Source organism: Nocardia niigatensis NBRC 100131 (assembly GCF_000308655.1).
GTDB lineage: Bacteria > Actinomycetota > Actinomycetes > Mycobacteriales > Mycobacteriaceae > Nocardia > Nocardia niigatensis.
In genome coordinates, this window is the sequence record NZ_BAGC01000055.1 from 152,471 (window position 1) to 164,571 (window position 12,101).

The window sequence follows — 12,101 nt, forward strand, 5'->3', positions numbered from 1 at the left end:
ACCTGGAGTAGCCCGTCAGACCGAGTGACTCACCGGGGTGACGATTCGCTCCAGTGCGGCCAGGTCCTTCTCCAGCATCCGGAACAGCCAATAGACGCCGACGAAGGCCAGGGCGCTGCCGATGCACAGGACTCGGAGCGGGACGATGACGGCCGGAATGTCCACGGCTGGAATGAAGGTCGCGCCGGCCACTGCCAGGAGGGGGACTGCGGCGGCCGTTGCCAGGAAGTAGGTGCTGCGGGTGTCCAGTTGCCGGAGCCGGCGCGTGTCCTGGGGGCCGAGGCCACCCTGCTGGAGGAACATCGGATACAGCGATCGCACGGCGAAGAAGGTCACCATGAAGTACGGGTAGGCCATCGCGATCCCGCCGCAGACTGTCTGGGTGATGAAGTAGTGCACGTAGGACTCGGCGGTGAGGTGATTGCCGGTGGCCTGCACCGAGATTGGGACCACGACTCCGGAGATCACCCATAGGGCGAAGCAGGTCAACATGGTTCGCATGCCGAGCTGCAGCGTGCTCGCGCGCGCCCGGGCCAGGGTGGCGGAGTCGTAGGTCCGGCCGCGGTGCAACCCCCACGCGATCATCCACAGCCTGCTGGTCAGCGCGACCGTCACCACGACGCCGATCAGGAAACACAACACGTAGGTGATCACCGCGACCTGATCGAACCGCTGCCGTGCCGGTTCGGCCAGCTTGCTGATGATCAGGGCCCGGTTGTGGTTGTAGCTGTACCAAATGGCCAGCGAGTTGGGGACGCCGACGGCCAGCGCCATGATCGGATGCATCAGCCAGCGGGCCTGCAACCGCCAGCTGTGCGGCGGCGGGTCGACCAGGTCGCGGGCCCGGGGCTCGAGACAGATCTCCAGCTGCTGGGCCATCTCGGCGCCGGATTGCCACCGCTTGTCCGGTTCCGGATCCAAGGCCCGCACCAGCGCTCGCTGCAACGACTCCGGGCAGTCGGCGGGAAGATCCTGGTACGGCAGCTTGCGCGGACTGTGCGAACGCCGCTCCAGCATCGCATCGAGGGTCGTCCGATCACCGCCGGTCACCTCGTCATCCTCGAAAGGCTTTCGGCCCGTGAGCAGTTCCCACAGCATCACCGCGAGCGCATAGAGGTCGCTGCGGGTGTCGAGATCGGCGGCCGTCCCCTGCCGGTCCGGATGCACCGCGGACAACTGCTCCGGCGACATGTAGGCGAGCGAACCACCGAAATAGGCCACCGGACTGTCACCCGACACATTCCCGCTGAAGCTGATGTTGAAGTCCGCCAGCTTCGGGATGCCGTCAGCGCTGAGCAGCACATTCGCCGGTTTGATGTCACGGTGCAGCACGCCGGCGTGGCCCGCGTAGTCCAGCGCCTCGGCCAGCCTGCGACCGAGCCAGGCAATGGTCTCCGGCCAGGACAGGGCCGCGAGCTGCGCCCGGGTCTGCGATTCGGCGGGCCGGATCTCCCCTTTGCCGGCCAGCACCGAATCGATGACATCCAGCAGCAGCTTCCCCGAGCGTTCCGACGCCGGCGTCGACCGCACTCGTTCGAGCACATCGAACAGCGTCCCGCCCGGCACATACTGCATGTACAGCAGCCGCAAGCCGCGACGTTCCAGCACCCGCTGATCGAAGACCCGCACGATGTAGTCGTGATCCAGCTGGGCGAGAGTCTGCGGTTCGGCGCCCTTGTTCCGGGAGATCTTCACCGCCACCAGCCGCTGCATCGATCGCTGCCGCGCCAGGAACACCCGGGCGAACCCGCCGCGACCGAGCCCGTTCATCAGATCGAAGTCATCGATCGTCTGCCCGACTTCCAGATCACCGAGATTCATCGGCACCGAGCCCGCCGACATCAGGGTGCTGCGATAGTCGTCGGTCGCCAGCATCTCCGAAAGCTGTTCCGCCTGCGCGGGATACGCGGCGGTGTACTCGGCGACCTGCGCCGAGCTACCGGCCCGGCGGCGCATGTGGAACTCCTCATAGATCAGATCCGGCGGCAACGGCCAGGTCCGCAGCTCCGGCAGATCCTCCACGTACTCCGCGAGCCGCTTCGGCGCCGTACCCCGGGTCCACCGATTGGCCAGATCCACCTTGATCAACTCGATCAGCGACACCCGGCGGATCGCCGGAGAATCCGGCAGAAACGCGGTGAGATCCGGCGGCGTCTCCGCCCTGCGCCACGCCTCCGCGAACTGCTCCACCACCGCCGCCACCCCATTGTCGCGAGTATCCGCGGGCGAGCGATCGGATCCGACCGTTGCCCCCGGAACCGCGGGGTGCATCATCTCCGAATCGTATCGCTAGTTCCGGGCGACCCGCATCGGCGCCGATTCGGCGACTGCCACGCTTCATCGTTGGGCGGATCATCCTCGTCGCCGTAGGCAGTCATCGGCTCGGGCACATGACCATCGTGTCGGCCCCCGACAAACCGAGAGTCAGGTTGCCCGGTAGGTAGTGGCCGTAACTCACGTCCGCTCGAAAGTGCAGGAGCTCATCGTTCTTCGCCGCCCCGGCGAGCAGGTCCTCCAACTCGGCGACGAACTGCCGGTACGCATCCTCCAACTCGTCCAACCCAGACCGCCTATGTTCCGATAGCGCTCGTTCGGTCAATGCGGTCGACCGCATTGAGGCGAGTATGCACCGATGCCGGACAGGGCCGGCCACAATCCGGTTCCCGCATCGGGAACCTGCGGCGGTCGCCGCTATGGCGTCCGCCGCGTCCGATCCAGCAGTCCCGAAGAAACGAAGTAGCACACCAGGTCCCGGATCGTCTCGGTGCCGGGGCGCGTCACCCAGCCCAGTTCGTTTCGGGCCTTCACACCGCTGATGATCGGTGAAACACGCAGTGCGCCAAGGGATGCCCGGGAGACGAGATCGGATCCGAAGAGGCGGCCGATCGGTTCCGCTATGGGCATGATCGTGTCGGCCGCAGACAGCGGGAACGCGAAGGCGGGTCCCCTGCGGCCCACCACCGCCGCGGCCTCGCGGCAGGCGTCGAAGAGTGTGATCATCGATCCCGGCAACAGGTAGTTCTCTCCCGTCCGGCCCTTCTCGGCCGCGGCGATCAGGCCGTCGACCACATCGCGGACATCGACCAGATCGAACGCGCCCTGCAGCAGCATGGGGACCCGGCCCCGGGCGGCGTCGCGCAGGATTCCGTTGATGCGGGAAAGCGGCGGGTGATCGGCCGGGCCGTAGACCCCGGTCGGGTTGCAGATCACCGCGTCGAGGCCCGCGTCGATCACCTTGTGCAGCTCGATCTCGCCCTGCCATTTGGACCGGTCGTAGACCGGCAGGGAGGGATCGGTGGATCGCACCGAAGTCTCGTCGATGCGCCCGCCACACCGGTACTGGTCGAAGGAGTGGATCGAGCTGCAGTGCACCAATCGCCGCACGCCCGCCGCGGACGCAGCCGTCGCCACGGTGTGCACGCCGCGGGTGTTCACCGTCCACGCCCGTTCATCGCGGTGCGCCAGCGTGATCATGGCGACCAGGTGGTACACGACCTCGACGCCGTCGAATGCCTGCCGCATCCGGGTGCCGTCGAGAACGTCGCCACGTTCCCACCGAATCGCTTGCGCGTGTGAATATTCCGGCACCGAGCGATCGATCGCGACCACCTCGTGTCCCAGACCGGCCAGCCGGTCCACCAGGTTGGTTCCGATGAAACCGGCCGCGCCGGTCACCGCTACCCGCATCGCTCCGTCTCCGGCCCGGTCGCGACCAACTGGTCCGCGGGTGCGCCGTCGCCGGCCGGGCCCTGGATCATCGGCGGCCGGGTCTTGGGGGCCGGCTGTCCGACCGCGGCGGTCTCGCGGGCGAAGAAGGCACCGATATCGCCGATCGCGCTCATCAGCGGGGCCGGGAAGACGACGGTGGTGTTCTTGTCCACGCCCAGTTCCACCAGGGTCTGCAGATTGCGAAGTTGCAGTGCCAGCGGGTGGTCCATCATGGTGTCAGAGGCGTTGCCGAGCGCCGTCGCTGCCAGCGATTCACCCTCGGCGGCAATGATTTTCGCGCGCTTCTCGCGTTCGGCCTCGGCTTGCCGGGCCATTGCCCGCTTCATACTTTCGGGCAGCTGGATGTCCTTGAGTTCGACCAGCGTCACCTCGATGCCCCATTCGAGGGTGGTGGTGTCCAGGATCTTGCGGATATCGGCATTGATGGCGTCGGTCTCGGCGAGCGCCTGATCGAGCGTGTGCTGGCCGACCACCTTGCGCAGCGTGGTCTGGGCGATCTGATCGATTGCCGCATAGACGTTTTCGATCGCGACCACCGACTTCTCGGCATCGACGACGCGGAAGTAGGCGACAGCGGAGATATCGACGCTGACATTGTCGCGAGTGATGATGCCCTGCGACTGGATCGGCATGGTGACGATGCGCATCGACACGCGCTTCATCTGGTCGATGATCGGGATGATGAAGTTCAGGCCGGGTTCACGGACCGCGACGACCCGCCCGAGCCGGAACAGCACGCCCTTCTGATATTGGTAGATCACCCGGATCGACAGCGCCCCTATGACGAGCAGCGCTACCGCGATCAGCACCGCGATGACGATGGCTGTATTCATGGTTCGAATCTCCTCTCCGATGGTTCTCACGATCCGCCGATCAACGCGACTGCGATGCGGTCTTTGGTCCGCAGACCGCTGACTTTCGCCCCATCACGCCACGACGTGCACCCGGGTGGATCGTGGTGGGGTCACCTGGCGGAACTGCGCAGGGGACGGAGGTAGCAGGAATCGGGAACTAGGTCCCTACCCCCACAGGTGCTTCGAGGACGACCGTGGAGTTGATGGTTTCCGGGTAGAGGAAGGGACCACAGATGAGCATCACCCGACGTATCGCCATGCTGTTCCGCGTCAAGGCCAACAAGCTGCTCGACCGCAGCGAGGACCCCCGCGAGGTCCTCGACTACTCCTATCAGCGCCAGCTCGAAATGCTCGCCCAAGTGCGGCGCGGCCTCGCCGACGTCGCCACCAGTCGGAAGCGAGTCGAACTGCAGGAGAACCAGCTGCGCGCGGCCGCCGACCGGCTGCAGAACCAGGCGCAGCAGGCAGTAGCGCAGAATCGTGACGACCTCGCCCGCGAGGCGCTGACCCGCAAGGCGGCGACACTGGCGCAACTCGACCAGCTACAGCCGCAGTACGACGAACTCGTCGCCCAGGAACAGAAGCTGACGACGGCGTCGCAGCGGTTGCAGGCCAAGGTCGAGGCATTCCGCACCCGCAAGGAGACCATCAAGGCCACCTACACCGCGGCCGAGGCACAGAGCAAGATCAGCGAGGCGGTCACCGGTATCTCCGAGGAGATGGGTGACGTCGGGCTGGCGATTCAGCGTGCCGAGGACAAGACCGCGCAGATGAGTTCACGCGCGCAGGCACTCGACGAACTCATCTCTTCCGGAGCCCTGGACGACGCCACCGCTCCGGTCGGACAGCGCGACGACATCCAGGCCGCGCTCGACGCCGGTCGCGGCAGCAGCGTGGACGCCGAATTGGCGCAGCTGAAGAGCAAGCTCACCCCGGCGATCGAATCGACTGCACCGCAAGGGAACCCGTCATGATCATCCGCATTCTCGGCGAAGGCCAGTACACCATCGACGAAGACGACACCGACGACCTGCAGCGACTCGACGGGCTGCTGCTGGAAGCGGCAGACGACGGAGACGACACCGGATTCGCTGAAATACTCGGCCAGCTCCGGGACTCCGTTCGCACGCACGGCGCACCCATCGCCGATGATGAACTGGTCGTCTCGGACCTCGTCTTGCCCGCGACCGGTACCGAGCTGGTCGAGGTGAAGGCGATGCTGCGCGACGACGGACTGATTCCGGGGTAGGGCTCATGCGTACCCGATTCCGGCCGGATCATCAGCTCACGGCCCGCATGCTGCTGACCATTTTCCTGCTCGGGCTGGTCTATGTGGCGTTCATCGCGGTTCTGGTGGCGCTGATCAAATCGCTGGTCGCCATCGTGGTGGTCGTGGGCGCGCTGCTGTTCGCGCAGTTCTGGTTCTCCGACCGGATCGCCTTGTACGCCATGCGCGCCCACATCGTCACCCCTGAGGAAGCGCCGCAGCTGCACGGCATCATCGACCGCTTGTGCGCCACCGCGAACATGCCCAAACCACAGGTGGCCATCGCCGACCTGGACATGCCCAACGCGTTCGCCACCGGCCGTAGCCAAAGCCGCGCGGTCATCGCCGTCACCACCGGGCTGCTCGAACGCCTCGACGCCGACGAACTCGACGGCGTGCTCTCCCATGAGCTTTCGCACATCGCCCACCGGGATGTCGTGGTCATGACCACCGCCTCGTTCCTGGGCGTCCTCGCCGGACTCGTGGCGCGCTTCACCTTGTACTCCACCATGTTCGGCGGCGGCCGCGATCGCCGCAACGGCGACCAGCTGTTCCTGGTGATCCTCGCGGTGATGGCGGTCTCCGCAACCGTGTACGCGGTGAGTTTCCTGCTGATCCGGGCGTTGTCGCGCTACCGGGAGCTGGCCGCCGACCGGGCGGGAGCCATCCTCACCGGCCGGCCCTCCGAGCTGGCGTCGGCCCTGACGAAGATCAGCGGTGATATCTCGCGTATCCCCAGCCGGGATCTGCGCACCGAGCAGCCGTTCAATGCGTTCTTCTTCGCACCGGCGTTCGGCGCGGGAGCGAGCCTGTCGCTGCTGCTGTCCACCCACCCGAGCCTGGAACAGCGCCTGAACCAGCTCGCGGAACTGGCCACCGAACTCGGCCAGGAAGGCTGAGCACGCGATGGGGTTCCTCGACGTCCTGCTGGGCCGGACCAAACCGGTGCCGCCGAATCTCGATGTCCTGTTCACGATTCCCGCCGCGGCCCTGACCCTGCAGGCCGCCCTGGACCTGCGCCCCACCGGAGCCGGCGCGGTGAGCTTCAAACGGGCCGAAGGGGCCGGGGCAAAGCAGTCGGAGGACGAGATTCTCGGACTGCTGCACCTCGACGCGACGATGACGACCGACGTGACGACCGACGAGTTCGGATTCACCTGGATCACCTGCCGGCAGCAGGACCCCGACCCGGCCGCACTCGTCACCGCCCTGCACGCGATCAATACCACCTTGTCCGACAACGGATTCGGCCCCAGCCTGCTGTGCACCGTCATCGGCTTCACCCGCGACGGCTCACCGGGACGGCTCGGACTGGTGTACCTGTTCAAACGCGGCACCTTCTATCCGTTCGCGCCCACCGGACCGCAACGCCGCGACAACAATCTCGAATTACAAACTCGTGCAGCACTTTCCGGTGAACTGCCGATCGAAGCCGAACTCGAGCGCTGGTTCCCACTCTGGAACGCCCCGGTGCCATGAGCGTCGTGGAGACAATCTGCCGCAGCCTGGCTGGTCCGAACAGCGTGATCGGCCACTCAGGGTTGCAACCCGGTCGAGTCACCATCGTGTGTGACGTGGTTTGCGTGTAGAGCCGCCAGCCACATCGCGGTGAGTTCATCGGCGAGTTCAGTGCGCGTCAGTGGGAGTCTCCCGGACAAAACCGCCTCGATCACGTCGAACGCACCGCCGAGCATGAACAGCGCCAGTGCCTGTGTAGACCGCTGCGAGGGGCTGGTCAAAGGCAGTGTGTCGGTGATGATCTGCGCGAACTCGACCAGTAATGCGTGGCGGCGCTCGCGCAACGGGCCATGGCCCGCCGCGCAGATGAGGATGGCGGTCGCCTTGCGCCGATCCTCGGCCACGACGCCGTATCCGGCGTCGATCGCGCCGCGGATGCGTTCCTCGATCGTCTCGCCCGCCGCCACTGCCTCCACACCGCGCGCCACGACCTCTTCCGCGACCGTGTCGACGACGGCGGTCAGCAGTGCGTCGAGGTCGGCGAAGCTTTCGTAGAAGTAGCGCGGCGTCAATCGGGAGCGAGCGCAGATCGAGCGGACGCTGATCCCGGCCAGCCCGTCCTCGTGCAGGCAGTCCAGCCCGGTCGAGATCAACACCTGGCGGCGCTGCTCACGTCGCACATGCCCCGGAACGCCCCGGTAGGTCCCCGTCATGGCCACCTCCACATATTGACAACGACAACGACCGTTATCACACTACCGTATGACGGCTGGCAGACACCACATGCCGGCTGGCACACACCACGGGAGACAACGATGACTCTGCTGACCTACGACCGGGCCGGCGTGCCGGGAATGCCTGGCGATGCCGGCCTGCCCCTGATCGGCTACAGCTTGCAGCTCGCGCAGGGCTCCTTCTTTACCGACGACCGCCGCTACGAGCGATACGGACCGGTGTCATGGTCGAGCGCGCTCGGCATCAACGCCGTGCACGCGATGGGTCCGGACGCCTGCGGGGAGGTGCTGCGCAACCGCGACCAGGCCTATGCGAGCGGCCCCGGGTGGTCGTTCATGATCGGCCCGTTCTTCCACGGTGGGCTGATGCTCATGGATTTCGACGACCACCACCGCCACCGCCGAATCATGCAGTCGGCGTTCACGGCAGGACGCCTCGCCGGCTACCTCGGCCCGATGAACGAAACCATCGCCGCCGGCCTCCGCAATTGGCCCCAGACCGGCACACTGCACTTCCACCGCCAGATCAAACAGCTCACCCTCGACATCGCGACGCGCACGTTCACGGGCACGCCGCTGGGCCCGCAGACCCATCGCGTCAACGCCGCGTTCACCGACACCGTGGCCGCCACCACCGCCGCGATCCGAGTTCCGATTCCCGGCCTGCGCTGGTCGAATGGACTGCGCGGACGGCGCGTCCTCGAGCAGTACCTGGCCCCCGAGGTGGCGGCCAAACGCGCCGGGGACGGCAATGACCTGTTCAGCGCGCTGTGCCACGCGATCGATGCGGACGGCGAGCGGTTCACCGACAGCGAGATCGTCGACCATATGATCTTCCTGCTCATGGCCGCGCACGACACGGCGACCGCGACCATGACCACGATGGCCTATTACCTGGCTCGCCACCCGCAATGGCAGGAGCGTTGCCGAGAGGAGTCGCGCGCGCTCGGGGTCGACGCGATCAGCTATACCGACCTGGACCGCCTCGAATCGCTCGACCTCGTGATGAAAGAGGCGATGCGCATCATCACCCCGGTTCCTGCCGTCATGCGCAAGACCGTCAAGGACACCGAACTGCTCGGTTACCGCATCCCCGCCGACACCCACGTCGGCGTCATGCTCTGGCACCTGCATCACATGCCCGAGCTGTGGCCCAACCCGCACCGCTTCGATCCCGAGCGTTTCGCCGAACCGCGGCGCGAGGACAAGGCCCACCGCCACGCGTACATGCCCTTCGGCCACGGCGTGCACAAATGCATCGGCATGTACTTCGGCGGCATGGAGATCAAAGCGACAATGCACCAACTGCTCCTACGTCAACGGTGGAGCGTCGAATCGAACTATCGAATGCCCACCCAACTGCGCCCGCTACCCCGCCCCAGCGACGGACTCCCCATCCAAGTAACCCCCGCATGACCACATACAACGCACCATTCAGCCCTTCCGGGGCGGCGTTGCGAGACTGAAAGCACTGCGCCGCAGCATATTCCAGTTCAGCAACGGAGTAGGTCCGCAGCGCGGACCTACTCCGTCCCGCGGCCCACACCCGAAACCCCTACCCATCCGCCCTCGAAATCTTCGAACTTGCCTGGCGGGCCGAACACACCCAACTCGGCAGTAGCCGCCGCTCCGAGGTTTGCGAACACCCGAGATGATGTTGCGCCGTCGATCTTCGAGACCCCACGCTGGCCGGTTCGGATGTGCCGGTCGCGGTGCGGTTCCTGCGGCCTCGGATCGGCACGGCCGGTTGAACTTTCGATCCCTGCGCCGGCCAGTTAGGTCAGCGCGGTATGCGGCTTCTCAGCAAATCGGGTAGGGCCGGGTCCCGGCCAGGACTCGGCCCAGGTACCCGGCGGGATGCTCTCCTACGCGGCTTCCCGCCGCGAATACCGGCGAATCGCACGTTCGGCTCTTACACCCCGGTTTGGCCGTCAATCCGTTCCCGGATGAGGTCAGCGTGCCCGTTGTGTCGGGCGTACTCCTGAATCATGTGGGTGAGGATCCAGCGCAGGCTGTAGCGTTCGCCGGTCGGCCGATGCACGCCGAAGGTGTCGAGCGACTCGCAGGCGTCGGCGATCTTGCGGGATCGGTCACATGCGTTGTGCCACAAGCGGAGTGATTCGTCCGCATCGGCATCGTCGACGTCGAAGTCCGCGCCGTCTGGGGCGTCGGCGCGCCAATGCGCGAACGGGGTGTCCGTGCCGGGCAGGATCCGGGCGAACCAGCCCAGTTCGACATCGGTCAGATGTCGCACGAACCCGAGCAGCGACAGCTCGGACGGTTCCACAGCCCGCTGGCGAAGCTGGTCCGGTGTCAGTCCGGAACACTTGCGGACCAGTGTCTCCCGATGGAACTCCACGACACTGATAGGTGAGGAGTGGGTCGTGCCCTGGTCGATTGCGGAAGTAGCCCGTCGCGCAAAAACCGTTGCCTCGAACCGGTCCGGCAAGAATTCACCTGGTGTGTCGAACAGCGAGGCCAATGCCCGTGTCCGCGAGCACATGCCCGTGCTCGCAACGCAGGGTCGCACGCACCGGTGCCCCGCAGTCGGCATGGGTGACCACCAGCGGTGGGCCCGCAGGCCCGGCCAAATGCTTGTCACCCCACTGCATCAGAGCGGTCAGCACGGGCTGTAGCTCGCGACCGGCCTCGGTCAGCCTGTATTCCTGACGCATCCGCGAACCCGGCTCTCGATAGTCCCTGCGCTGCAGCACGTCGGCCTCGACCAACCAGTTCAGTCGCTGCATCAGCACGGCCCGGGACACCCCCGTGGCTTCCTGGATCGCATCGAAGCGCCGCACCCCGAGGAAAACCTCGCGAAGGATGAGCAGCGACCACTGCTCACCCACCACCCCGAGGGCCGCCGCCACCGAACATTCACGTGCCATCCGCCGATTCTATCTGAGTATGAATTCCGAACTCAGGATGCTACTGTCCGCGATCATGACCACCACGAGCGAACCACAAGAACAAGCCGCCCCCGCGGACACCTTCGGGACCAAAACCGTGTCCTGGCACGATCCGCGGCTGACCGCCGAAACCGCCCGCGGCAGCTCCGGTTTCGAATTCCTCGCCGCCTGGCAGCGTGGCGAGCATCCCGGCGCACCGATCTGCGAACTGATCAATACCCACCTGGTCTACGTAGAGGAAGGTGGCGTCGAATTCGCCTGCACCCCCGACGAATCCATGTACAACCCGATCGGGATGGTGCACGGCGGTATCGCGTGCACTCTGCTGGACTCCGCCGCGGGCTGCGCGGTGCACTCCACACTGCCCGCCGGTGTCGGGTACAGCTCGATCGAAATCAAGGTGAATTTCTTGCGCCCGATCCACGCCCGCAACGGCGAGATCTTCGCCAGTGGCCGGGTCACCAAGCCTGGCAAACGAGTCGCCTTCGCCGAGGCGGAACTCCGCGACTCCGCGGGCACCCTTCTTGCGACCGCCACCAGCAGTTGCCTGATCTTTCCAGCCTGAATCCGGCCGACCGGGAACCCCTGCCCCCACCAGCGCAAACCCGAGGGCCGCTCAGCCTATTGCCGGTTTCCGCCGTACCTTGGCTGCACCCCCGGCCGGGGCGGCGCGGTGCGCGCCGCCCGCGACCGGCGGTTCAGCTGCGTGACGTCGATCGAGCGGACCGCGTATCCGCGGTTCAAGACGGGTCTCCCCGATGTGATCGCCCACGGCATGCTCACCATGGGCTTGGGGGCGGGGTTCGTCACCGAATGGCTCGGCGACCCGGGCGCAATGATCAGATACGGCGTCCGCCTGTCGAACTACACGGTCATCGAAGCCGCCTCCGCCGGAACTGTCGAGTTCACCGGGCGCATCAAATCGGTCGACCCGGCCAGCAAGACCGCCGTCGTCGTCGTCATTACCGCGAAGTCCGCGGGCCGCAAGGTCTTCGGCCTCGCCACCGCCGACGTGCGTCTCGCGTGACCTGCTGCGTGTCAGTCCGGCAGCCAGTGCAGCTCGTGTGCCAGGGTTTTGGCGACGGTACGGATGCGGCGGTGCAGTGGTGACTGCACGCGTGGGAGGACCAGGTGGATCGTCAGGCTGGGC

The 12,101-nt window shown here is 66.1% G+C and carries 13 protein-coding genes and 1 pseudogene; 7 read left to right on the top strand and 7 right to left on the bottom strand.

Translation table 11 applies throughout. The features are described 5' to 3' along the window. Positions 1-15: 15 nt before the first annotated feature. The 4 genes from ON33_RS26955 to ON33_RS26970 form a co-directional block, all read right to left on the bottom strand. On the bottom strand, positions 16-2,274 hold the full coding sequence (locus ON33_RS26955) for a serine/threonine-protein kinase (RefSeq protein WP_083869328.1): 2,259 nt from the start codon (positions 2,272-2,274) through the stop codon (positions 16-18). Between the two features lie 100 nt (positions 2,275-2,374). Then, the gene (locus ON33_RS26960; RefSeq protein ID WP_040861876.1) at positions 2,375-2,560 is read right to left on the bottom strand and encodes a hypothetical protein; all 186 of its coding nucleotides are present in this window, start codon (positions 2,558-2,560) and stop codon (positions 2,375-2,377) included. Positions 2,561-2,691: 131 nt separating this feature from the next. Next, the gene (locus ON33_RS26965) at positions 2,692-3,687 is read right to left on the bottom strand and encodes an NAD-dependent epimerase/dehydratase family protein (protein WP_040861877.1); all 996 of its coding nucleotides are present in this window, start codon (positions 3,685-3,687) and stop codon (positions 2,692-2,694) included. Next, the gene (locus tag ON33_RS26970; protein WP_040861878.1) at positions 3,678-4,562 is read right to left on the bottom strand and encodes a slipin family protein; all 885 of its coding nucleotides are present in this window, start codon (positions 4,560-4,562) and stop codon (positions 3,678-3,680) included. The genes ON33_RS26965 and ON33_RS26970 overlap by 10 nt, the downstream gene beginning before the upstream one ends. A gap of 254 nt (positions 4,563-4,816) precedes the next feature. On the opposite strand from ON33_RS26970, the gene ON33_RS26975 reads away from it, so the two are divergent. Genes ON33_RS26975 through pspAB form a run of 4 tightly spaced genes read left to right on the top strand, consistent with a single transcriptional unit; the run spans position 4,817 to position 7,329 of the window. Further along, positions 4,817-5,557: a PspA/IM30 family protein gene (locus ON33_RS26975; RefSeq protein WP_040861879.1), complete on the top strand. Its 741-nt coding sequence runs from the start codon at positions 4,817-4,819 to the stop codon at positions 5,555-5,557. Next, a complete protein-coding gene (pspAA, locus tag ON33_RS26980; RefSeq protein WP_040861880.1) occupies positions 5,554-5,832 on the top strand; it encodes a PspA-associated protein PspAA in 279 nt (92 codons plus the stop codon). Before ON33_RS26975 ends, pspAA begins: the two co-directional genes overlap by 4 nt. Positions 5,833-5,837: 5 nt before the next feature. Further along, the gene (gene htpX / locus ON33_RS26985) at positions 5,838-6,749 is read left to right on the top strand and encodes a zinc metalloprotease HtpX (RefSeq protein WP_040861881.1); all 912 of its coding nucleotides are present in this window, start codon (positions 5,838-5,840) and stop codon (positions 6,747-6,749) included. A 7-nt stretch (positions 6,750-6,756) separates the two neighbouring features. Continuing rightward, a complete protein-coding gene (gene pspAB, locus ON33_RS26990) occupies positions 6,757-7,329 on the top strand; it encodes a PspA-associated protein PspAB (protein ID WP_040861882.1) in 573 nt (190 codons plus the stop codon). 56 nt (positions 7,330-7,385) lie between these two features. On the opposite strand, the gene ON33_RS26995 is transcribed toward pspAB, so the two are convergent. Further along, a complete protein-coding gene (locus tag ON33_RS26995; protein WP_157184750.1) occupies positions 7,386-8,021 on the bottom strand; it encodes a TetR/AcrR family transcriptional regulator in 636 nt (211 codons plus the stop codon). A gap of 102 nt (positions 8,022-8,123) precedes the next feature. Here ON33_RS26995 and ON33_RS27000 point away from each other — a divergent pair, with 102 nt between their 5' ends. After that, positions 8,124-9,458 (top strand): cytochrome P450, encoded by a 1,335-nt coding sequence (locus ON33_RS27000; RefSeq protein WP_040861883.1) that lies wholly within the window; start codon positions 8,124-8,126, stop codon positions 9,456-9,458. Positions 9,459-9,954: 496 nt separating this feature from the next. On the opposite strand, the gene ON33_RS27005 is transcribed toward ON33_RS27000, so the two are convergent. Both ON33_RS27005 and ON33_RS27010 read right to left on the bottom strand, forming a co-directional pair. Continuing rightward, the gene (locus ON33_RS27005) at positions 9,955-10,596 is read right to left on the bottom strand and encodes a DinB family protein (RefSeq protein WP_306307525.1); all 642 of its coding nucleotides are present in this window, start codon (positions 10,594-10,596) and stop codon (positions 9,955-9,957) included. Further along, positions 10,496-10,930 carry a winged helix-turn-helix transcriptional regulator gene (locus ON33_RS27010; RefSeq protein ID WP_040861884.1) on the bottom strand — a complete coding sequence of 145 codons (435 nt, stop codon included), beginning with the start codon at positions 10,928-10,930 and terminating at the stop codon, positions 10,496-10,498. Before ON33_RS27010 ends, ON33_RS27005 begins: the two co-directional genes overlap by 101 nt. Positions 10,931-10,985: 55 nt before the next feature. On the opposite strand from ON33_RS27010, the gene ON33_RS27015 reads away from it, so the two are divergent. Continuing rightward, positions 10,986-11,516 carry a PaaI family thioesterase gene (locus tag ON33_RS27015; protein WP_040861924.1) on the top strand — a complete coding sequence of 177 codons (531 nt, stop codon included), beginning with the start codon at positions 10,986-10,988 and terminating at the stop codon, positions 11,514-11,516. Between the two features lie 183 nt (positions 11,517-11,699). Next, positions 11,700-11,978, top strand: a pseudogene (locus ON33_RS27020) (MaoC/PaaZ C-terminal domain-containing protein); the annotation flags it as partial. Positions 11,979-12,101 lie beyond the last annotated feature (123 nt).